General features: G+C 73.0%; 19 protein-coding genes and 3 pseudogenes. 10 read left to right on the top strand and 12 right to left on the bottom strand.

What is annotated here, in order from left to right; genetic code table 11:
- The first annotated feature begins 126 nt into the window (after positions 1-126).
- Positions 127-843 (top strand): FadR/GntR family transcriptional regulator, encoded by a 717-nt coding sequence (locus N6H00_RS37115; protein WP_268976270.1) that lies wholly within the window; start codon positions 127-129, stop codon positions 841-843.
- Between the two features lie 179 nt (positions 844-1,022).
- Here the strand turns inward: N6H00_RS37115 and N6H00_RS37110 are convergent, their stop codons facing one another.
- Together N6H00_RS37110 and N6H00_RS37105 are read right to left on the bottom strand one after the other, a co-directional pair.
- Positions 1,023-2,501 carry a sensor histidine kinase gene (locus N6H00_RS37110; RefSeq protein ID WP_268976269.1) on the bottom strand — a complete coding sequence of 493 codons (1,479 nt, stop codon included), beginning with the start codon at positions 2,499-2,501 and terminating at the stop codon, positions 1,023-1,025.
- A complete protein-coding gene (locus N6H00_RS37105) occupies positions 2,498-3,232 on the bottom strand; it encodes a response regulator transcription factor (RefSeq protein WP_329618596.1) in 735 nt (244 codons plus the stop codon). Before N6H00_RS37105 ends, N6H00_RS37110 begins: the two co-directional genes overlap by 4 nt.
- Positions 3,233-3,381: 149 nt before the next feature.
- On the opposite strand from N6H00_RS37105, the gene N6H00_RS37100 reads away from it, so the two are divergent.
- The 5 genes and pseudogenes from N6H00_RS37100 to N6H00_RS40660 all read left to right on the top strand — a co-directional run bounded on the left by N6H00_RS37100 (position 3,382) and on the right by N6H00_RS40660 (position 6,408).
- Entirely contained in the window at positions 3,382-4,746 is a 1,365-nt protein-coding gene (locus N6H00_RS37100; RefSeq protein ID WP_268976268.1) for a ferredoxin reductase family protein, read from the top strand.
- 38 nt (positions 4,747-4,784) lie between these two features.
- Entirely contained in the window at positions 4,785-5,273 is a 489-nt protein-coding gene (locus N6H00_RS37095; RefSeq protein WP_268976267.1) for an FMN-binding protein, read from the top strand.
- A gap of 43 nt (positions 5,274-5,316) precedes the next feature.
- Complete coding sequence (locus N6H00_RS37090; RefSeq protein ID WP_268977260.1) at positions 5,317-6,054, top strand: FAD:protein FMN transferase; 738 nt, start codon at positions 5,317-5,319, stop codon at positions 6,052-6,054.
- A gap of 21 nt (positions 6,055-6,075) precedes the next feature.
- Positions 6,076-6,210, top strand: a pseudogene (locus N6H00_RS40665) (universal stress protein); the annotation flags it as partial.
- Positions 6,202-6,408: a universal stress protein gene (locus tag N6H00_RS40660; protein WP_443073261.1), complete on the top strand. Its 207-nt coding sequence runs from the start codon at positions 6,202-6,204 to the stop codon at positions 6,406-6,408. The pseudogene N6H00_RS40665 and the gene N6H00_RS40660, both read left to right, overlap by 9 nt.
- A gap of 110 nt (positions 6,409-6,518) precedes the next feature.
- Here the strand turns inward: N6H00_RS40660 and N6H00_RS37080 are convergent, their stop codons facing one another.
- Positions 6,519-7,406, bottom strand: coding sequence for a universal stress protein (locus N6H00_RS37080; RefSeq protein WP_268976265.1), 888 nt, complete (start codon positions 7,404-7,406; stop codon positions 6,519-6,521).
- Positions 7,407-7,426: 20 nt separating this feature from the next.
- Entirely contained in the window at positions 7,427-8,101 is a 675-nt protein-coding gene (locus N6H00_RS37075; protein ID WP_268976264.1) for a CBS domain-containing protein, read from the bottom strand.
- Between the two features lie 368 nt (positions 8,102-8,469).
- Here N6H00_RS37075 and N6H00_RS37070 point away from each other — a divergent pair, with 368 nt between their 5' ends.
- On the top strand, positions 8,470-8,679 hold the full coding sequence (locus N6H00_RS37070) for a hypothetical protein (RefSeq protein ID WP_268976263.1): 210 nt from the start codon (positions 8,470-8,472) through the stop codon (positions 8,677-8,679).
- A 77-nt stretch (positions 8,680-8,756) separates the two neighbouring features.
- Here the strand turns inward: N6H00_RS37070 and N6H00_RS37065 are convergent, their stop codons facing one another.
- The 3 genes and pseudogenes from N6H00_RS37065 to N6H00_RS37055 form a co-directional block, all read right to left on the bottom strand.
- Entirely contained in the window at positions 8,757-8,981 is a 225-nt protein-coding gene (locus N6H00_RS37065; protein WP_268976262.1) for a hypothetical protein, read from the bottom strand.
- A gap of 142 nt (positions 8,982-9,123) precedes the next feature.
- Positions 9,124-9,789, bottom strand: coding sequence for a CBS domain-containing protein (locus tag N6H00_RS37060; protein ID WP_268976261.1), 666 nt, complete (start codon positions 9,787-9,789; stop codon positions 9,124-9,126).
- Between the two features lie 107 nt (positions 9,790-9,896).
- Positions 9,897-10,061, bottom strand: a pseudogene (locus N6H00_RS37055) (hydrogenase expression/formation protein HypE); the annotation flags it as partial.
- A gap of 138 nt (positions 10,062-10,199) precedes the next feature.
- Between N6H00_RS37055 and N6H00_RS37050 the strand changes: the two are divergent.
- Positions 10,200-10,523, top strand: coding sequence for a hypothetical protein (locus N6H00_RS37050; protein ID WP_268976260.1), 324 nt, complete (start codon positions 10,200-10,202; stop codon positions 10,521-10,523).
- A gap of 65 nt (positions 10,524-10,588) precedes the next feature.
- On the opposite strand, the gene N6H00_RS37045 is transcribed toward N6H00_RS37050, so the two are convergent.
- The 5 genes and pseudogenes from N6H00_RS37045 to N6H00_RS37025 all read right to left on the bottom strand — a co-directional run bounded on the left by N6H00_RS37045 (position 10,589) and on the right by N6H00_RS37025 (position 18,144).
- The gene (locus N6H00_RS37045) at positions 10,589-14,755 is read right to left on the bottom strand and encodes a molybdopterin-dependent oxidoreductase (RefSeq protein WP_443073260.1); all 4,167 of its coding nucleotides are present in this window, start codon (positions 14,753-14,755) and stop codon (positions 10,589-10,591) included.
- A gap of 268 nt (positions 14,756-15,023) precedes the next feature.
- A pseudogene (locus N6H00_RS37040) lies at positions 15,024-15,434 on the bottom strand (LysR substrate-binding domain-containing protein); the annotation flags it as partial.
- Positions 15,435-15,590: 156 nt separating this feature from the next.
- A complete protein-coding gene (locus N6H00_RS37035) occupies positions 15,591-16,274 on the bottom strand; it encodes a 3-oxoacid CoA-transferase subunit B (RefSeq protein ID WP_268976258.1) in 684 nt (227 codons plus the stop codon).
- Positions 16,271-16,942 carry a 3-oxoacid CoA-transferase subunit A gene (locus N6H00_RS37030; protein WP_268976257.1) on the bottom strand — a complete coding sequence of 224 codons (672 nt, stop codon included), beginning with the start codon at positions 16,940-16,942 and terminating at the stop codon, positions 16,271-16,273. Before N6H00_RS37030 ends, N6H00_RS37035 begins: the two co-directional genes overlap by 4 nt.
- The gene (locus tag N6H00_RS37025) at positions 16,939-18,144 is read right to left on the bottom strand and encodes a thiolase family protein (RefSeq protein WP_268976256.1); all 1,206 of its coding nucleotides are present in this window, start codon (positions 18,142-18,144) and stop codon (positions 16,939-16,941) included. Before N6H00_RS37025 ends, N6H00_RS37030 begins: the two co-directional genes overlap by 4 nt.
- A gap of 83 nt (positions 18,145-18,227) precedes the next feature.
- Here N6H00_RS37025 and N6H00_RS37020 point away from each other — a divergent pair, with 83 nt between their 5' ends.
- Positions 18,228-19,115, top strand: a complete 888-nt coding sequence (locus tag N6H00_RS37020) for a LysR substrate-binding domain-containing protein (RefSeq protein WP_268976255.1) — start codon at positions 18,228-18,230, stop codon at positions 19,113-19,115.
- A gap of 283 nt (positions 19,116-19,398) precedes the next feature.
- Positions 19,399-20,220, top strand: a complete 822-nt coding sequence (locus tag N6H00_RS37015) for a SigB/SigF/SigG family RNA polymerase sigma factor (RefSeq protein ID WP_268976254.1) — start codon at positions 19,399-19,401, stop codon at positions 20,218-20,220.
- Positions 20,221-20,280 lie beyond the last annotated feature (60 nt).

Genomic DNA, 20,280 nt, shown 5'->3' with positions numbered 1-20,280 from the left:
CCGTGGAGGACGGCCCCTGTCCCCCACGGCGTCCTCGTGGTTCCGGACGCGGCCAACCGGATGACCGGTCGGCCGGTAGGAAACTAGACTTCCGGCTGACTCATCCACACCGAAGTGAGGGAATCCATGGCCGAACTCTCGAGAATCACGGTCGAGCCGAGGGAACCGCTGGCCGCCGAGGTCTCGCGCCGCCTCATCGACTATCTGATGTCCGGCGCGGTCCAGCCCGGCGACCGCATCCCCTCGGAGCGCCGGCTCACCGAGATGCTCGGAGTCAACCGGCCCACTGTGCGCGAGGCCATCAAATCCCTCGGATTCCTGGGACTGCTGGAGATCCGGCAGTCCAGCGGCACCTACTTCCGCGGCGCCGACTCCGACGTCCTGTACCGCCTCTTCGAACTCGGCCTGGTGCTCGGCGAGCGCGGCGCGCAGGACATGCTGCGGGCCCGTGCCGAACTCGAGGTCGTCGTCGCGGGTCTGGCCGCCGAGACCCGCGACGAGGCGGGGGTGCGGCTGCTGCGGGCCCGGCTCGCCGCGATGCGCGAATGCCCCGACGCGGAGTTCGCCGAGGCGGACACCGCGTTCCACGCGACCCTCGCCGAGCTGGCCGGGAACACGGTCCTGCGGGACATGCTCAAGGGCATGCGCGCCGTGATCCAGCGCGGCTGGGTCGAGCGCACCGGCGCCGTACGGCCCCGCGAGGTCGCCTACGCCGACCATGTGCCGATCTTCGAGGCGGTCGAGAAGGGCGATGCGCAGGCCGCCCGAGCGGCGATGGCCCGGCATATGGAGGGCGCCTCGCGCCGTCTGCGGGAGGCGCTGGAGCAGCGCACCGCCGACTGATCCGCCCGCGCCCCGGCGGAGCGTTCCCGGGAGCGGGAGCGTTCCCGGCGCGCCCCCGCGTCCACCGGCGACCTCGACGTGCCCGTCACCTTCGGCGGCATCACCTGCCACCCTCTGCGCCACGCCGACGCCGCCGGCGTGGCACCGCCGGCCCCGGTCAGCCCGGATCGGGCGCCGTGTCAGCCCGGATCGGGCGCCGTGGTGCGGCGGGGGAGCCGGACGCGGAAGGTGGTGGCGCCCGGCGCGTCGGCCAGCGTGACCGTGCCGCCGTGTGCCGCGATGACGGCGCGGGCGATCGCCAGCCCCAGTCCGGTGCCGCCCGCGGCCCGAGCCCGCCCCGGGTCGGCGCGGGCGAACCGCTCGAACACCTCGTCCCGGAGCGCCTGGGGAACCCCGGGACCGTCGTCCGCCACGCTGAACTCGACCCAGTCCTCGCCGGCCGGTGCCAGCCGGACCGTGACCCGCGTGCCGGGCGGGGTGTGGATACGGGCGTTGGCCAGCAGGTTGCCCACCACCTGCTGGAGGCGGTGCTCGTCGCCGACGACCGTGACCGGCTCCTCGGCCAGCTCCAGCGTCCAGCGGTGCCCCGGACCGGCGGCCCGTGCGTCGCCCGTCGCGTCCAGCACCAGTCGGGTCAGGTCGACCGGCGCGCGGGCCAGCGGCCGCCCCGCGTCGAGCCGGGCGAGCAGCAGCAGATCGTCCACGAGTGTGGACATCCGCTCCGACTCGGACTGGATCCGCTCCAGCGCGTGCCGCACCTCGGCCGGCACCGGACCCGGATGGCGCAGTGCCAGCTCCGCGTGGCCGCGGACGGAGGCCACCGGGGTGCGCAGCTCGTGGCTGGCGTCGGCAGCGAAGTGCCGCAGCCGCTCCTCGCTCGCCTGGCGACGGGCCAGCGCGTCCCCGACGTGGCCGAGCATGCGGTTGAGCGCGGTGCCCACCTGGCCCACCTCGGTGTGCGGATCGGTGTCCGGCACCGGTGGCGGCATGGCCACCTCACCGCTGGCCAGCGGCAGCTCGGCCACGCCCGCTGCGGTCGTGGTCACCCGCCGCAGCGGGCGCAGCGACAGACGGACCCACAGCGCCCCGGCCACCCCGGTCACCAGCAGCGCGCTGCCGAACACCACGGTCTCCACCAGCTCCAGCCGGTGCACGGTCTCCTCCACCGGGCGCAGCGGCAGCCCGGTGATCAGGACATCGCCGTCGTCCCCCGCGACCGCCGCGACCCGGTAGCCGCGGAGCGCGGTGAGCCGGATGCTGTGGCCGGCGCCGTCCACCGGCACCTTGGCCAGGACCCGCCGGTCGGCGCCGGTCAGCGGTACGGCGGCGTCCGTCTGGTCGCGCACCACCGCCGCGTCGGTCGGCGTACCGTCCACCAGCCGGGCGCCGAAGGTGCCGTCCGACTGGCCACGGGTGTCGGGCCGGTTGTCGGCGTCCGGCCGCCGCTCACCGTGCTCCAGGCTGGCCGGGAACCGGCCGCCGGCCGCCGTCAGCTGCTGGTCCAGCCGGCGCACCAGAAACCCCTCCAGCGCGAACACCGTGGTCAGCCCCACCGCCAGACATGCCACCGCCAGCAGCACCACCAGACCGGCGGTCAGCCGGGCGCGCAGCGTACGGGGCAGCCACCCGGGCAGCCGCGCGGTGAGCGGCCGCCTCACGAGACCTCCGCCTTCAGCACGTAGCCCACCCCGCGCACCGTGTGGATCAGCGGCGCCCGTCCCGCGTCGATCTTCTTGCGCAGATAGCTGATGTACAGCTCGACCACATGCGCCTGGCCGCCGAAGTCATAGCTCCACACCCGGTCCAGGATCTGCGCCTTGGACAGCACCCGCCGGGGGTTGCGCATCAGGAACCGCAGCAGTTCGAACTCGGTGCGGGACAGCTCCACGGCCACACCCCCGCGGGTCACCTCCCGCGCCTGCTCGTCCATCACCAGATCCCCGACCACCAGCCGGTCGTCGTCCGGCTCCCGCGCCATCCCGGCCCTGCGCAGCAGCCCGCGCAGCCGGGCCAGCACCTCCTCCAGGCTGAACGGCTTGGTCACGTAGTCGTCGCCGCCCGCCGTGATCCCCGCGATCCGGTCCTCCACCGCGTCCCGGGCGGTCAGGAACAGCACGCACACATCCGGCAGCTCCGCCCGCATCGCGCGCAGCACCGTGAGCCCGTCGGTGTCCGGCAGCATCCAGTCGAGTACCACCGCGTCCGGGCGGAACGTCCGCACCGCCTCCAGCGCGGACGCCCCGTCGGCGGCGGTACGGACCTCCCAGCCCTCGTAGCGCAGCGCCCCCGACAGCACATCGGTCAGATCGGGCTCGTCGTCGACGACCAGGACGCGGACCCGGGCGCCGTCGGGCCGCAGCAGAAAACGGCTGGTGGTGTGCGTATCCATGATGCGTTCCAGCATCCCTCGGGACGCGCCGCGCCAAGGCCCGGCCTTCCTCTGAGTTTCCTCTGAATTCCGAGCGCTTCGCCCCTGTTCATAGGGTTTTCAGAACTTCGCCGACCACTCTGACCAGGCAATTCACCGAGAGGAATCCCATGACCAGCACGACAACGCCGGTCCCGGCCGTGACCCGCCCGGCCCGGTCGGCACCGCGCCCGCCCAGCCCCGTCCCGGCCCTCGCGCACCTGGTGATCTGGGGCGGGGCCGCCGCCGTCCTGGCGCTGTGGTGGAGCGACACGTCCTCGGTCGTCGGCGCCGCGGACTGGCTGACCGGTGCGGGGCGGATCACCGGGCTGCTGGCCGGTTACGCGTGCGCGGTGCTGCTGATCCTCATGGCCCGCGTACCGCTCCTGGACCGCGCCGTCGGCACCGACCGGCTGGCCCGCTGGCACGCCATGGGCGGCCGGTACACGATCTCGCTGGCCTGCGCCCACGTGCTGCTGATCATCTGGGGGTACGCGCTGGAATCGCACACCGGGGTGGTGGACCAGACCACCGCCCTGGTGTTCCACTACCCGGACCTGCTCAAGGGCACGATCGGCTTCCTGCTCTTCCTCGTCACCGCGTTCGTGTCCGCGCGCGCCGTGCGCCGCCGCGTCTCCTACGAGACGTGGCACTTCCTGCACTTCGCGACCTACCTCGCGGTCTTCCTCGTCTTCGGGCACCAGCTCTCCGACGGGGCCGACTTCGTCGGCGACCGCCCCGCCCAGCTGGCCTGGTACACGCTCTACATCGGAGCGGCGGCGCTGCTGGTCTGGTACCGGTTCGCCGTCCCGGTGCGCCGGGCGCTGCGCCACCGGCTGTACGTCACCGGGGTCCGGCCGGAGGCCCCGGGTGTGGTGTCGGTGTACCTGTCGGGCGACCGGCTGACGGAGCTGTGTGCCGAGCCCGGCCAGTTCTTCCGGTGGCGGTTCCTGACCCACGGCCTGTGGTGGGCCGCCAACCCCTACTCGCTGTCGGCCGTCCCGCACCCGGCGTATCTGCGGATCACCGTCAAGGCGTCCGGTGGCCACAGCGCGGCGCTCGCCCGCCTCGAACCCGGCACCCGGGTGCTCGCCGAGGGCCCGTACGGCGGCTTCACCGCACGCCGCCGCCGCGCCCGCAAGACCCTCCTGCTGGGCGGCGGCGTCGGGATCACCCCGCTGCGGACCCTCTTCGAGACGCTGCCCGGCGAGGTGACCCTCGTCTACCGGGCCCGGCGCCCGGAGGACCTGGCGCTCCGCGCCGAACTGGACGGCGTGGCCGCCGCGCGCGGGGCGGTGGTCCACTACGTCGTCGACGAGCCGGCCGTCCACTCCTCCCCGCTGACCGCCGAGGCACTGCGCGGCCTGGTGCCCGACCTCACCGAACGTGACGTCTACCTGTGCGGCCCGCCCGGCATGACGGAGGCCGCCCGGCGCGCCCTGCGCGACGCCGGGGTGCCGCGCCGCCGCGTCCACCACGAGTCGTTCGCGTTCTGAGTCCGATCCGCACCGCGCCGCACCCGAAGGAGACCTCCGTGCGCAAGGCCGCCGTCACCACCGTCTCGACCGTGGCGGGCATCGTCCTGCTGCTGTCGCTCAAACCACACCAGAACCCCGCCACGGCCATGGCGGCGTCGCCGCCGGCCTCCGGAACCCCGGGAGCGTCATCGTCCCCGTCGCCCGGCACCGGCCGGTCGGGAACGTCGTCCCCCGCACCCTCGGGCGGCACCTCCGGCACCTCCGGCGCCTCCGCCACCTACACCGGCGACGTGAGCAACACCGCGTACGGCCCGGTCCAGGTGGCCGTGACGGTCTCAGGCGGCAGGATCACCGCCGTCAAGGCGCTCCGGACACCGTCCGACCGCCCCCGCTCCCAGGAGATCAACTCCTACGCCGTACCGCAGCTGACCCAGGAGGCGCTGAGCGCCCAGAGTGCCCACATCGACGCGGTCTCCGGCGCCACCTACACCAGCGAGGGATACACCCGGTCCCTCCAGAGCGCACTGGACAGGGCCGGTGTCTGAGACCTCCGCGCCCGCCCGTGGGCTGCGCCACGTCGAGCACGTCATGGGCACGGTGTTCTCCTTCGACCTCCGTGACCCGGTCACCCCGCCCGTCCGCCGGGCCCTGCGGGAGGCCGTGGCCTGGCTGCACCATGTGGACGAGGTCTTCTCGACCTACCGCCCCAACAGCGTGATCAGCCGCCTGGGCCGTGGCGAGCCGGTCCCGGAGCGGTACGGGCCCGAGGTGACCGAGGTGTTCGCGCTGTGCGCGGAAGCGACGCGCGCCACCGGCGGCTGGTTCAGCCACACCCCCGGCGGCCGGCTCGACCCCTCCGGGATGGTCAAGGGCTGGGCGGTCGAGCGGGTCTCCCAGATGCTGGACGCGGCGGGCGCCCACAACACCTGCGTCAACGGCGGCGGCGACCTCCAGTCGCGTGGCGAAGCCGCCCCCGGCACGCCGTGGCGGATCGGCATCGCCCACCCCGCCCGCCCAGGGGAGCCGGCCGCCGTCGTCACCGGACACGACCTGGCCGTCGCCACCTCGGGCACGGCCGAGCGCGGTGCGCATGTGCTGGACCCGCACACCGGCCGGCCCGCCACCGGGCTGCTCTCGCTCACCCTCACCGGCCGTCACCTCACCCGGACCGACGCCTACGCCACCGCCGCGTTCGCCATGGGCGGCGGGGCCCGCGCCTGGGTCGAGGCGCTGGACGGCCACGAGGCGCTGGGGATCACCGCGGCGGGTGAGGTCTGGCGCACCCCGGGCTTCCCCGGGACGGTCCTGGCCGGGGCCGCGCCGTGACGGGCGGGGTCGGCGCGGGACGTGGACTGGGCGGTGGACGAGGCGGCGCGCCATGAGCTGCCCCTGCGTCTGATCCACGCCTCCCGGTGGGAGCGGTACGAGGGCCGTCTCCCCTCGTTCAGCACGGAACGCCCCTCGGGGGAGACCGTGGCCGAGCAATCGTCGCCGACCGGCGCACCGGGTTCTGCGGGACATGTCGGAACAGCCGATCTGCTGGTGGTCGGCGCCCTCCGCCGCCGTGACCACAGTGCCCTCCGCCGCCGTGACCACAGTGGTCTACAGCTCGGCCGGGTCGGCCATGCGGTGCTCCACCACTCCGCGTGCCCGGTCGCCATCGTCCCGCGGCAGACGTGACCGCGCCCCGTCCCGGGCGCCTTCAGGCCGCCCGCCACCGCCTGGCGGCGCGCGGTCGCCGCAGGTGGGCGCCGACCGTGGCCATCCGTCCCGCCACTGCCGCGTCCCGCTCATTCATGCGGGACGACGGCGACCGGACAGCCCGCGTGGTGCACCGCCGCCTGCACCACGGGGCCCAGGCGGGGACCCAGCGCGGGCGGGTGCTTCCGCCGTCCGAGCATCAGCAGATCGCTGTCGGACGCGGCCCGTACGACGGCCTGGGCGGGGCTCTCCAGCCGGACCTCGTCGATCACCCGCACCCGGGGGAACTTCTCCCGCCACGGCCGCAGCACCTCGTCCAGTTCCCGGCGCGCCTGCTCCGTGAAGACCTGAGCCACGTCGGATTCCGTCCCCCGGGCGGCGGTGTGTGCCCGGTCCGGCTTTCTTCCGTGGACGGCGTGCAGCGGCACATCGCGGGTGAACGCGGTGACATAGGCGAACTCGAGGAGGTTGTCCTGGGGACCGTGCAGGCTCAGGCCCACGACCACATGACGCCGGCGTCCGTCCGTTCTCCCCGCCGCGCGCATCAGCACCACGGGCCGCTCCGCCCGTGCGATGGTGTGCGATCCGATGTCGCCCAGGAAGAAGCTGGCCACCCGGTCCAGTCCCCGGGATCCGAGCACCAGCATGCGGGACCGCGCGGCCGCGTCGAGCAGGGCCGTCTCGGCCTCGTCCGCGACCAGGTCCTCGACGATGGTCAGCCGCGGATGGTCGCGGGCCAGCTCGGCGTGGGCGTCGTGCACGATCCGCCGCGCCCAGTAGTTCTGGTCATCCGCCGTGGGGCTGTCCGGCGTGGGCGGGGACAGCAGGATCCAGGCGTGCGTCAGACGCAGTGCCAGCTCACGCCGCTCCGCCTCGTCGGCGGCCCAGTGAGCGGCGGCCAGGCTCTCGGCCGAGCCGTCGAGGCCCACGGTGACCACTTGTTCCGTGGCGTGTTCCGTGGCGTTGGCGTGTTCCATGCCGGTGCCTCCTGCCGGGTTCACGCGGCCATGGCGGAGCCGCCGGTGTCATCGGTGCCATAGGCGATGTGCTCGTCGACCGAGACCACCCCGTCCACCCCCCGGCACAGCCGCACGATGACCGGGACCAGGCTCCTGGTCTCGACCGACCCGTCCAGCGTGACCTCGCCCTGCCGCACCTCGACCGTCACGGCCGAGGGCGCCAGACGCAGGGTCCGCCGCAGCAGATCCCCTTCGATCTCGTCGCGGATCGCGTCGTCATGGCGCAGGAAGACCCGCAACAGGTCGCCCCGGCTGACGATGCCGAGCAGCTCGCCGGTCTCGTCCACCACGGGCAGCCGCCTGACGTTCCGGTCCGACATCACCCGAGCCGCCTCGACGACCGTCCACTCCGGACGCGCACACACCGCGGGCGCCGACATCAGCTCCTCCGCCCTCGCCCCCCGCGCCTTCGCGCGCTCCCACGCCTCCAGGTGCGGAAGGGGCAACAGACCCGACGGGTCGGCCTGACCGGACGACTTGCGGAGCAGATCGGCCTCGGACAGCACACCGACCGGGCGTCCGGAGTCGTCCACGACCGGCACGGCGGTGACATCGTGCTCCGTGAGCAGTGCCACGAGTTCCTTGAACGGCATGTCGCGCGGCGCCCGGACCACGGGCCGCGTCATGAGCTCTCCGACCGTTCTGTGGTGCATCTCCCGACTCCTCTCACGGACGCGCGGCAGGCCGCCCGTGTGCTCCTCATCGAGCCTGCCAGCTCGTCCCCGGCCGCCGGATGAGCCTCATGGCTCCCTGTTACGGCCGCTCGGCCCACCACGGGGCCATCCGGCCCACCCGCCAGGTCTTCCGCCCCCAGGACACGGCTCATCAGCGGTGACACAGTGGAAGTCAGGCAGTAAGGCGGGATGTGGATGCGTGACCACCGATGAGTGAACACCGGCCGGGCCCCCCTTGTGTTCCCCGGCCCGGACGCACGCATGCACACGACCACCGATTGGCGGGCGTTCGTTCGTTCCCACCGAGCTGAGGCCCGGTTTGTCACCGCCTCGTGGGGAGGCACGACATGACGCACAACCATCCCGAAGCATCCGATGCCGAGCGCGGACCGGAAGCCCGGTTGAGCCGGCTGGAAGCACAGGTCGGAACCCTGGCCGAGGCCGTCCGGGCACTGGCCCACGGCCTGGAGAACATCCCGTCGAAGGACGTTCCGCCCGAGGAGGCGGCACGCGGCGCGCGGCTCGCCCACGAACTCCTGCTGTCGCAGGGTCTGTAACCGCTCCCCCGTGCCGGAACGGACGGAGTCGGCGGAGCGCTCGGCCGGACCTCCGCCCGACCTGCCCGGCGCCCGCCTCACCTGGCGCCCCGTCGCGCCTCGCGGACGGCGGAGCCCGTCCGGGGTGGCCGCTCCGGGACCAGCCGCGCCTGTGCGCGCATGACGATGTGCCCGAGGCCGGAGAGGACACACGCGACGGCGAGGCCCCCCGGGGGCAGCGGCTCGGTGCCCAACAGGGCGCGCAGGGGCGGCAGATACACGCCGGCCGCCTGGAGGACCAGCGCCGCCCCGGCGGCGGGCATGGCCTATGTGCAGATGGTGCTGCGCTTGGGGTACGGCCGTCCGGGCGCCCGGACCCCCGCCGGCCGGTCCAGGACGTGCTGGACACCGAGCCGTAACCGCGGCCGTGCGTGGTGCGTGCGGGACCGGCCGGGGAGGCCCCCGTCAGGCGGGGTGTGCGGCCTGGTCCGGCCCGACGCCCCGGAAATGGCATTCGACGTCCACGACTCCCTCCACGGCCCGGGTGAGGCGCGCGGCCACGGGGATCAGCGCGGTGTCGCCGAGCTGTCCGCTGAGGGTGACGACACCCTCCCGGGCCCGGACGTGGACACCGCTGCCGGGGAAGAGGTGGGACACCACGGTGCGGTGGACCTCCGCCTCGATGTCCTGGTCTGTGCGGAGGAAGACCTTCAGCAGATCACCCCGGGTGACGATGCCCTGCAACTTCCCCTCGGCGTCGACCACGGGAAGCCGTTTGACCCCCCTGACGGCCATGATCCGGGCCGCCTCGGGCAGCGTGGCGTCCGGGTGGACGGTCACCGCCGGGGAGCTCATCAGCTCTTCCGCCGTCACCGCCCCCGCCTTCGCGAGATCGGGGAGGCGCCGCAGCTGCTGGAAGCGGTCCGGGTCGCTGTCCCGGAATTCCTCCTTGGGCAGCAGGTCGGCCTCGGAGACGACGCCGATGACCCGGCCCTCGCCCTCCAGGACCGGCATGGCGCTCACCCGCCACGTGCCCAGGGTCTGCACCAGTTCCTTGAACGGCGCCTCACGCCCGACGGCGACCACCGTCCGTGTCATCACATCGCTCACGATGTGCGGAGTCTCGGGCACGGGGTTCCTCCCTTCCCTCGGTCCGTTCCGCACGGCGTTCCGGCGGCTCTTCCCCTTCCAGTGTCCGGTCCGCCGGTGTGTCCCGGCCACCTGGAAACCGCGCCCGTTCAGCAGATGCACGGGAGTCGCTCGCCGAGCGGCGGATCCACGATCCGGGTCCCGCCGAATCCGGTACGGGCCACGACCATGCCGGGGTGTTCGGCCACGCACCCACCGATCACGACCGCACCCCCTCCCTGCGGATGCGCGCGCATCGCCGCCAGTACCGCGTCGGGGACGGGCACCGCGCCCTCGTCCAGCGTCGCCCGACTGACGGTACGAAGTCGCCTCATCTACGCTGTCCCCATGGCTCGAGGGGAACCGAACGCGCGGGAGCGACTGGTGCGCGCCGCACTCGACCTGGCCGGCTCGTGAGCGCCCGCCGTGTGGTCATCGTCGTCTGGGCGGGGCTGTGCCTGGCCGGTGTCGCCGCCACCGCCGCCCTCGACGCCGAGCCGTACCCGGACCCGGGGTCCGCCACCGAGGAGCCGACGCCGGCGCGCCCCCGCACCGCCGGCTGCCAGGAGATCGCCGACCGCATCGAACAAGCCCGTGCCGAGGCCGAACACGAGCGGCAGGAAGCGCTCAGCCCGTCCGCGCCCCCTCGGCACCAGAACAGATTGGAGGCGACCGCGATAGTGGTGCCAAAGGAGTGCGCGGACGAACTCGAAGAGCGCGGCCTGACGTCACGGTAGGGGGCGGATCGGCGCCGGGCGGGAGCCGGTCAGGCGCACGGCACGTAGCCGGGCGGCCCTCGTGGTCAGTAGACGTCGCGCAGATAGCGTTTGTCGGCGGCGAGTTGCTTGACGTACGCCGCCGCCTCGGCCTCGTCCAGGCCGCCGTGGACGGTGGCGATGTCCCGCAGGGCCCGGTCGACGTCCTTGGCCATACGGGAGGCGTCGCCGCAGACGTAGAAGTGGGCACCGTCCCGGAGCCAGGACCACAGCAGGGGGCCGTGCTCGCGCATGCGGTCCTGGACGTAGATCTTGGTGCGCTGGTCGCGGGAGAAGGCGGTGTCCAGGCGGGTGAGGACGCCCTCGGCGAGGAACTCGGTCAGCTCCTCCTCGTAGTAGAAGTCGGTCGCGCGGTGCTGCTCGCCGAAGAACAGCCAGTTCGGGGCGCGGTGGCCGCGGGCCCGGCGTTCCTCCAGGAAGCCGATGAAGGGCGCGATACCGGTGCCGGGTCCGACCATCACCATGGGCGTGGCGGGGTCGGCGGGCGGGCGGAAGTGCGGGGCGCGCTGGACGCGGACCGGCACCGGGCTCCCCGGCTCGGCGTCGGCGAGGAACGGGGAGCACACGCCCTGGCGCGGGCGGCCGCCCGGGTTCTCGTAGCGGACGACGGAGACCGTCAGCGACACCAGGTGGGGGTCGGTCCGCGGGCTGGACGATATCGAGTACAGGCGGGGCGTCAGGCGCCCCAGCACATCGGCCCACTCCTGCGCCCCGGCCCGGATGCCGAACTCGGCCGCCACGTCCACGGCCTGGCGTCCCCAGGACCACTGCGCCAGCTCGCCCTTGTTGTCCGGACGCAGGAGCTTCCGCAGCTCGCGGGGGTCGCGGGCGCGGTCGGCGACGAACCGCAGCAGGCCGGGGGTGATGCGGGTGATGTCCAGGTGGCGCAGCAGGCCCTCGGCGAAGGACACCTCTCCGACGTTCTTGATCCGTACGGTCGCGTCCGCGTCGAGGCCGGTGACGGCCAGCCACTCCGTCACGAGCTCGGGCCAGTTGAGCGGGTGCACCGCCAGGGCGTCACCGGCCTCGTAGACCAGCGGTGTCTCGCTGTCGCGGACGTCGAAGGTGAAGCGGCGGACCTCCTTGCCCGCGCCCGGCCGGCTCAAGCGACGGTTGCCGGTCAGGCGGGCGGTGGCAGGGGCGGGACGGCCCGGCCGGGGAGCCGGGGCGGTTGCGGGGGCCGGGGCGGCTTCCGGGGCCGGGGCGAGGGCGGTGTGTCCCGCGCTCCTCAGCGCGGTGAGGACCTGGTCCAGCCAGGCCCCGGCCTCGCTCTCGTAATCCGGTTCGCAGTCGGTGCGCGGGGCCAGCCGCACGGCGCCCAGTTCCGCCATGCGCCGGTCGAGGCGGCGGCCGTGGCCGCAGAAGTCGTCGTAGGAGGAGTCGCCGAAGGCCAGGACGGAGTAGCGCCGGTCCTTCAGACGGGGGGCGTCGGACGAGGCGAGGGCGTCCCAGAAGCCGGCCCCGTTGTCCGGGGCGTCGCCGTCGCCGAAGGTGCTCGTGATCAGCAGCAGGTCGGCGCCGGACGGCAGGGCGGCGGGGTCGGCCTCCGCCATGGACACGCGGGAGGCGGCGTGGCCGTCCGCGGTGAGCCGCTCGGCCGTGGCGGTCGCGAACTCCTCGGCGTTCCCGGTCTGTGACGCCCAGAGGATCACGACCTGGCGGCGCGGAGCGTCCGCGGCCGGGGCGGATGCCCCCGGGGAGCCGCCGGCGCGGTGTGCGGTGGCGGGCGTCGCCTCGGCCCTGGAGTACATCCCGGCCAGCACACCGTTCACCCACTGGGCGTGCTCCGGGCTGAACGGGGCGTCCGGCGGCAGCACCGGCACGCCCGGGGCGCCGGACGGGATGCCGGCGAGGAAGCCGGTCAGGTACCGGCGTTCGGGTTCGGCCAGAACCGGCGGCGGGGTGGGTTCCAGACCGAACGAGCCGGGTTCCAGGCCGGACGGGGCGGGCTCCAGGCCGAACGGGGCGGACTCCAGGCCGAACGGGGCGGGCTCCAGCCCGAGCGGGGTGGGGGCCGCGGCGGCGGGCTGTGGGAGGGCCGCCGGGCCCTCGGCGGGCGCCGAGTCCGTGGGCCGCGCGCTCACCAGGGCCGGGGCCCGCACCGTCACCGGGGTGGCCACCTTGGTCAGCGCCACCGCGCACACCTTGAACTCGGGCTGGAACGACAGCGGATCGACGGCGTCGCTGGTCACCGCGTTGATGCTCAGATACTCCCCGAACAGGTCGTTCCAGTGGAACGGTGCGAAACAGCAGCCCGGCCGCACCCGGTCGGTGACGACCGCGGGCAGTACGGCCCGCCCGCGCCGCGAGGCGATCTCCACCGAGTCCCCCTCGGCGAGGCCCAGCTCGGCCGCGTCCCGCGGGTGCACCTCCACGAAGGGACGGGGGTCGAGCTTGTTCAGCTTGGGCACCTTGCCCGTCTTGGTCAGGGTGTGCCACTGGTGCTGGAGGCGGCCGGTGTTGAGCACGTACGGGTAGTCGTCATCGGGCATCTCCGCCGCCGGGATGTGCGGGCGGGCGTAGAAGACGGCGCGGCCGCCGGCGGTCGGGAAGGCCGGCGACCCGTTCTCGGTGAGGTACCGGATCGGATTGCGGTCGGACCCCTCGGCGCTCGCCGCCGGCCACTGCACCGGAGTGGTACGCAGCCGCTCGTAGCTCACCCCGCGCAGATCCCAGCCGGTCACCGGGTTCCAGGCGCGCTTGATCTCCTCGAAGACCTCCTCGGCGCTGTCGTACCCGAAACCCTGCCCGTAGCCCATCGCGCGGGCCACGGCGGCGATGATCCGCCAGTCCGCCGTCGCCTCGCCGGGCGGATCGGCGGCCGGCTGGGCGAGGGTGAGGTTGCGCTCGCTGTTGATCAGGACGCCCTCGGTCTCGGTCCACAGCGCACCGGGCAGCACGACATCGGCGTACGCGTTCGTCTCCGTGTCGGCGAACACGTCCTGTGTGACGACGAACTCGGCGGCCTCCAGGCCCTCGATGACCGTCTTGCGGTTCGCGACGGAGGCGACCGGGTTGGTGCAGATGATCCAGCACGCCTTGATGTCCCCGGCGGCCATCTTCTGGAACATCTCGACCGTGCCCTTGCCGGCGCCCTCGGCACGCAGCGCGCCCGGCTCCAGCTCCCACAGCTGCTCGACGAAGGCCCGGTCGGCGTCGACGAGCACGGACCGCTGTCCGGGCAGTCCCGGCCCCATGTAGCCCATCTCCCGGCCCCCCATGGCGTTGGGCTGTCCGGTGAGGGAGAAGGGCCCGCTGCCGGGGCGGCAGATCGCGCCGGTGGCGAGGTGCAGGTTGACCAGGGCGTTGGTGTTCCAGGTGCCGTGCGTGGACTGGTTCAGCCCCATCGTCCAGCAGCTCATCCACTCCCCCGCCTCGCCGATCAGCCGGGCGGCCTCGCGGAGGTCGTCCTCCGGGATGCCGGTGATCTCGGCGACGGTGGCGGGCGGGTAGTCGGCGAGGAACTCCGGCATCGCCTCCCAGCCCTCGGTGTGCTCGGCGATGAACTCGGCGTCGGTGTGGCCGTGTGCGTGCAGCAGGTGCAGCAGCCCGTTGAGCAGCGCGAGGTCCGTACCCGGCTTGATCTGGAGGAACAGATCCGCCTTGGCGGCGGTGGCGGTGCGGCGCGGGTCGACGACGATCAGCTTGGCGCCCGCGGACCTCACCCGGTCCATTATCCGCAGGAAGAGGATGGGGTGGCAGTCGGCCATGTTGGAGCCGATGACGAAGAAGACATCGGCCGCTTCGAAGTCCTGGTACGAGCCGGGCGGCCCGTCCGCGCCCAGCGACAGCTTGTAGCCGGTGCCGGCGCCGGCCATGCACAGCCGGGAGTTGGACTCGATCTGGTTGGTCCGGAGGAAGCCCTTGGCCAGCTTGTTCGCCAGGTACTGCGCCTCCAGGCTCATCTGGCCGGACACATAGAGCGCGACCGCGTCCGGCCCGTGCTCGTCGACGATCGCCCGCAGCCGGCGCGCCGTCTCGGCGATCGCCTCGTCCCTGGACACCGGCACCGGCTCCTGCCCGCGCCGGGGACGCCGGAGCGCCGTGGTCAGCCGCCCGGGGGCGGCGAGCATATCGGCGGTGGTGGCGCCCTTGGTGCACAGCCGGCCGAAGTTCGCGGGGTGCTCCTTGTCCCCGGACGCCTTCAGGACGGTCCGGCGCCCGTCCGGTCCCGTGCCGATGTCGAGGACCATCCCGCAGCCCACTCCGCAGTACGAGCAGACCGTCCGGACCTTCGTCGTGTCCCCGCTCCGAGAGCCCGGCGCGACCACGGGCGCCTCCTTTCCCTGTGCTCGGCCTGGTCCCACCCTTGGTGACCGTACGGACCGCTCATTACGCGGGTGTCTCCCCGGCCGATCACCAGGGGTTACGCGCACCGCACAGGGCCTGGCGGGCGCCTGTGAGCACAGGCGCCGGAGCGGCGGGGAAGTGCGTCACGCGCTGCGGTGGCGGGGTGGCGCCTCACGGGCCGGGCGTGTCCGCCAGTCGTCTGCCGGCCCGCGCGGCCGTCTCGCGCAGCCAGATGTGTGCCGCGTCGGGTGTGTGGACCGGGTGCCACCACAGGCCCTCGCGCAGCGGCACCGCCTCGTACGGCGGCTCCAGCGCGCGCACGGCGGCCACCGGCGCCATCAGTTCGGCGATGCGCGCCTGCACCAGGGCGATCCGGCGGGTGCCCGCGACCAGCGGGGGGAGCAGCTGGAAGCTGTCGACGGAAGACCCCACGCGCGGCTCGATGCCGAGCATGCCGAGTTGGCGCACGGCGGGTGCGTCGTAGGTCCGCTGATAGGTCGCCCAGGGCAGCCGGGCCAGGTCCTGCCGGGTGATCCGGCCGTCGACGCTGGGGTGGTCGTCCGCGACGAGGAAGACCCAGCGTGTCCGTGAAACCTGAACCCGCGTCCGCTCTCTTCGCCGGACCTTTCGCCCTCGCCACCCTCTCGGCCCCGGACGGCCCCGCCAACACCGTCGTGCCCGGCCCCGAACCCGTGCCCCTGCCGACCGGCCGGCGCCGTTCGCGGGTGCGGCCCCGGCCTACGCCACGGGCGCCTGGGCGCGGATGAGCGGTACCTCCAGCCGGTCCGCGAGCTCCTCGAAGGTGGTACCGAAGGTCTCCAGCACGGTGACGCCCCGCGAGGTGATCTCGAATACCGCGAGGTCGGTGTAGACGCGGTCGACGCAGCCGAGGCCGGTCAGCGGGTAGGTGCACGCGGGCACCAGCTTCGGCTCGCCGGTCTTGGTGAACAGCGTCATCATCACGTAGACCTTCTTGGCCCCGACCGCCAGGTCCATGGCCCCGCCGACGGCGGGGATGGCGTCGGGTGCGCCGGTGTGCCAGTTGGCCAGGTCCCCGCCGGCGGACACCTGGAAGGCGCCCAGTACGCAGACGTCGAGGTGGCCGCCGCGCATCATGGCGAACGAGTCGGCGTGGTGGAAGTAGGCCGCTCCGGGCAGTTCGGTCACCGGGATCTTGCCCGCGTTGATGAGGTCCGGGTCGATCTCGTCGTCCTTGGCGGCGGGCCCCATGTTGAGCATGCCGTTCTCGGTGTGGAGCACCACACCGGAGTCGGCCGGCAGATGGTCGGCGACGAGTGTCGGCTGACCGATGCCCAGGTTGACGAACGCCCCCTGGGGGATGTCGCGTGCCACGAGGGCGGCGATGTCGTGCTTGCCCAGAGGACCGCGCTCGGTGTCCGTGGGCCGGCTGGTCGGGTTCATGCGGTCTTCGCCTCCTTCACCACGCGGTCGACATAGATGCTCGGGGTCACGACGGTCTCGGGATCGATCGTGCCGGTCTCGACGATCTCGCGGACCTGCGCGATCACGGTGGTCGCGGCGGTGGCCATGACCGGGCCGAAGTTGCGAGCGGTCTTGCGGTAGACGAGGTTGCCCATGCGGTCGGCCCGCTGGGCGCCGATCAGCGCCACATCGCCCTTGATCGGGTACTCCAGCACATAGGTGCGGCCGTCGATCTCGCGCGTCTCCTTGCCCTCGGCCAGCAGCGTGCCGACGCCGGTGGGGCAGAAGAAGGCTCCGATACCGGCGCCGGCCGCCCGCATCCGCTCCGCGAGGTTGCCCTGCGGCACCACTTCCAGTTCGATCCTGCCGGACCGGTACAGGTCGTCGAAGACCCAGGAGTCGGACTGGCGGGGGAAGGAGCAGATCACCTTGCGGACCCGTCCCTTCGCCAGCAGCGCGGCGAGCCCGGTGTCGCCGTTGCCGGCGTTGTTGGACACGACGGTCAGGTCCTTGGCCCCCTGACGGATGAGCGCGTCGATCAGGTCGACCGGCATCCCGGCCATCCCGAAGCCGCCGACGAGCACCGTCGAGCCGTCCTCGATTCCGGCCACCGCCTCGTCGGCGTTGGCACACAGCTGTGTGGTCATCGACTCTTCTCCGTGACGTTCTCGAGGACGACGGCGAGGGCCTGGCCCACGCCGATGCAGATGGCCGCGACGCCCCACCGCCCGCCGGACTCCCGAAGCCGGTGGGCCAGCGTGCCCAGGATCCTGCCGCCGGATGCGCCCAGCGGATGGCCGAGCGCGATGGCACCGCCCTTGGCGTTCACCGTCTCCGGGTCGATCTCCCAGGCGTCCACACAGGCCAGTGACTGCACGGCGAACGCCTCGTTCAGCTCCACCGCCTGGACATCGGTCCAGGAGATGCCCGCGCTCCTCAGCGCCCGGTTCGCCGCCTCCACGGGGGCGAAGCCGAACATCTGCGGATCCAGCGCGGACACCCCGCGGCCCGCGATACGGGCCAGCGGATCGGCCCCGATGCGCTCCGCGGCCGCCCCCGAGCCGAGCAGCACGGCCGAAGCGCCGTCGCTCAGCGGTGAGGCGTTGCCCGCCGTGATCACACCGTCGGGGCGGAACACCGGCTTGAGACCGGCCAGCTTCTGCGGAGTCGATCCGGGCCGGATGCCCTCGTCCCGGTCGAGGGTGCCGCCCTTGCCGTCCACCTCCACCGGCACCACGAGGTCGTCGTAGAAACCGGCGTTCCAGGCGTCGTCGGCGAGGTTGTGGGAGCGGGCCGCGAACTCGTCCTGGCGCTCCCGGGGTATCCCGAACCGGTCGGCGAGCTGCTCATTGGCCTCGCCCAGGGAGACCGTCCACTCCTTGGGCATGCGCTCGTTGACCAGCCGCCAGCCGAGCGTGGTGGAGACGGCGGTCACATCCCCGGCGGGGAAGGCACGGGTGGGCTTGGGCAGGACCCAGGGGGCCCGGGTCATCGATTCCACACCGCCGGTGAGCACGATGTCGGCGTCGCCGGTCTCGATGGTGCGGGACGCGATGATCGCCGCGTCCAGGGAGGATCCGCACAGCCGGTTGACGGTCGTGGCGGGTACCGAGGTGGGCAGTCCGGCCAGGAGCACGGCCATCCGGCCGACGTTGCGGTTGTCCTCGCCGGCGCCGTTGGCGTTCCCCCAGACGACGTCGCCGATCTCTCCCGGATCGAGCCCCGGTACCTTGGCCAGGGTCCCGCTGATGGCCAGGGCCGCGAGGTCGTCGGGCCGGACGCCGGCGAGGGCGCCCGAGAACCGTCCGAAGGGTGTTCTTGCCGCTGCGTAGACGTAACTGTCGGTCACGCTCCCACGGTAGAGTCGCCCGCTCCATCACGTCCAAGACCTAGTCGACCTTGATTGATAAGCGCTTCTTATAGGATGCGGGTATGGAACTTCGCCAGGTCCGCTACTTCCTCGCTCTCGCCGAGGAGTGCCACTTCGGCCGGGCGGCGGCACGCCTGCACGTCGCGCAGCCGGCCCTCTCGCAACAGATCAAGCATCTGGAGCGGGAGCTGGGCACCGCCCTGTTCCACCGGTCCACCCGGCAGGTCGAGCTCACCGAGGCCGGCCGGCACCTGACCGGGTACGCGCGCGCCCTGGTGGCCGAGGCCGAGCGCGCGCGCACCCATATGGCGGAGCTGGCCACCGGCCGCGCGGGCCGGGTCTCGGTCGGCTTCATCGGCACCGCCACCTACGACGTGCTCCCCCACGTCGCCCGAGCCGTACGGGCGCGGCTGCCGGACATCACCCTGGACCTGCACGGCGAGCTCCTCACCCCGCAGCTCGTCGACGGTCTGCTCACCGGCTCCTACGACCTGGCGGTGTTCCGCTCCGGCACCGCGAGCATCGAGGGGCTGCACCTCACACCGCTGCGCTCCGAGCGGCTGGTGGCCGTCCTGCCGGCCGGCCATCCGCTGGCCACGGGCCGGCACGTCTCGCTGGGGGACCTGGCCGACGAGCCGTTCGTCATCCACCCCGCACAGCCCCGGTCCTCCATGTACGACCGCGTCCTGTCCGCCTGCGGCCGGGCCGGCTTCCAGCCCGCCTCGCTCGTCGAGGTCGGCGAGACGGCCACGCTGGTCGTCTTCGTCGCCGCCGGGCACGGCGTGGCGCTGGTGCCGCAGTCGGTGCAGAGCCTGCGGCTCGACGGTGTGATCTACATGCCCCTCACCGAAACGGAGTCCGTCGATCTCGCCCTGGCCCGCCGGGCACAGCGCAACTCGCCGGCGACCGAGCAGGTCGCCTCCGTGATCGAGGAGTGCGTGCGCGGCTGAGGCAGGTCTCCTCATGGCACCGGAGGCTGTTGGCTCAACCTGCCGGTACGGCCCGTCTTACCAGGCACACGCTCCCGCAAACCCGCCGGGACGGGATTGCGCGGAGCTGGAACCGTGATGGTTTGAGGCCGGTGAGCCCGGTTAGAAGGGTGGCTGACCGAGGTGCTTCGGAAAGCAGGCACACCAGGCGGGAGCCGCGCGCCACGCGCTGCGGGCCCCAGACGCGCCGTGCCGGCCTCCCGCTCTGCTGTACACCGACAAAGCAGGGAGGAGAGGAACCTCGATGAGCGCCACTCGCGCAGACGCCCGCCGCCGTCACGACGACACCCCAGACACCGCGGCCGACTTCGAGCGGCTGGCCGCCATGCCTGACGGACCCGAGCGGGAGGCTCTGGCCGAGAAGCTGGTCGAAGCATGGCTGCCGATGGCCCACCGCCTGGCCCGCCGCTACCGCAACCGCGGGGAGAACCTGGAGGACCTGGAGCAGGTCGCCGCCCTCGGCCTGGTCAAGGCCGTCGACCGCTACGATCCGCGGCGCGGCGGCGCGTTCCAGCCGTACGCCATTCCCACCATCGTCGGGGAGCTCAAGCGGCACTTCCGCGACTGCGCCTGGGACCTGCACGTTCCCCGGCGGGTGCAGGAGCTGCGCAACAAGGTCCGCGTCACCATCAAGGAACTGGCCACGGCGGAAGGCGCCGGCCACTCCCCCACCGTGGCGCAGGTCGCCGAAGCCGCCGGCATGAGCGAGGAGGACGTGCTCACCGGCATGGAGGCCATCGACAGCTTCCGTTCCCTGTCCCTGGACGCCGAGCTCGCCGGCGCGGACGACGGCTACTCCCTGGCCGACACCCTCGGCCGGCCCGAGGCCCGCTACGAGACGGTCATCGCCCGGGAAGCGGTCAAGCCCTGCCTGCACCGGCTGCCGGAGCGGGAGCAGCACATCCTGTATCTGCGCTTCTTCCGCGATATGACCCAATCCAGTATCGCCGAGGAACTGGGCATCTCCCAGATGCACGTCTCCCGCCTCATCTCCCGCAGCTGCCGCACGATCCGTGACCAGGTCGAGGCCGAGCCGCAGACCGAGCAGGTCCCGGTCGCCGCCTGACCCCCGTCCGGGCGGCGACACCGCCGCCACGGCACATGCGACGCCACTTCACGTACCACG

Origin of the sequence: Streptomyces sp. S465 (assembly GCF_026898115.1) — a bacterium.
Lineage (GTDB): Bacteria > Actinomycetota > Actinomycetes > Streptomycetales > Streptomycetaceae > Streptomyces > Streptomyces luomodiensis.
Note: the sequence above shows the minus strand (reverse complement) of the source record. Positions and strands in the feature narration are given on the sequence as shown.

What these genes read in the sequence shown, in the direction of transcription:
- N6H00_RS37115 (WP_268976270.1), top strand. Translation starts at nt 127, where the DNA reads ATGGCCGAACTCTCGAGAATCACGGTCGAGCCGAGGGAACCGCTGGCC.
- N6H00_RS37105 (WP_329618596.1), bottom strand. Translation starts at nt 3,232, where the DNA reads ATGGATACGCACACCACCAGCCGTTTTCTGCTGCGGCCCGACGGCGCC.
- N6H00_RS37100 (WP_268976268.1), top strand. Translation starts at nt 3,382, where the DNA reads ATGACCAGCACGACAACGCCGGTCCCGGCCGTGACCCGCCCGGCCCGG.
- N6H00_RS37090 (WP_268977260.1), top strand. Translation starts at nt 5,317, where the DNA reads ATGGGCACGGTGTTCTCCTTCGACCTCCGTGACCCGGTCACCCCGCCC.
- N6H00_RS37080 (WP_268976265.1), bottom strand. Translation starts at nt 7,406, where the DNA reads ATGGAACACGCCAACGCCACGGAACACGCCACGGAACAAGTGGTCACC.
- N6H00_RS37075 (WP_268976264.1), bottom strand. Translation starts at nt 8,101, where the DNA reads ATGCACCACAGAACGGTCGGAGAGCTCATGACGCGGCCCGTGGTCCGG.
- N6H00_RS37070 (WP_268976263.1), top strand. Translation starts at nt 8,470, where the DNA reads ATGACGCACAACCATCCCGAAGCATCCGATGCCGAGCGCGGACCGGAA.
- N6H00_RS37065 (WP_268976262.1), bottom strand. Translation starts at nt 8,981, where the DNA reads ATGCCCGCCGCCGGGGCGGCGCTGGTCCTCCAGGCGGCCGGCGTGTAT.
- N6H00_RS37045 (WP_443073260.1), bottom strand. Translation starts at nt 14,755, where the DNA reads ATGGTCCTCGACATCGGCACGGGACCGGACGGGCGCCGGACCGTCCTG.
- N6H00_RS37035 (WP_268976258.1), bottom strand. Translation starts at nt 16,274, where the DNA reads ATGAACCCGACCAGCCGGCCCACGGACACCGAGCGCGGTCCTCTGGGC.
- N6H00_RS37030 (WP_268976257.1), bottom strand. Translation starts at nt 16,942, where the DNA reads ATGACCACACAGCTGTGTGCCAACGCCGACGAGGCGGTGGCCGGAATC.
- N6H00_RS37020 (WP_268976255.1), top strand. Translation starts at nt 18,228, where the DNA reads ATGGAACTTCGCCAGGTCCGCTACTTCCTCGCTCTCGCCGAGGAGTGC.
- N6H00_RS37015 (WP_268976254.1), top strand. Translation starts at nt 19,399, where the DNA reads ATGAGCGCCACTCGCGCAGACGCCCGCCGCCGTCACGACGACACCCCA.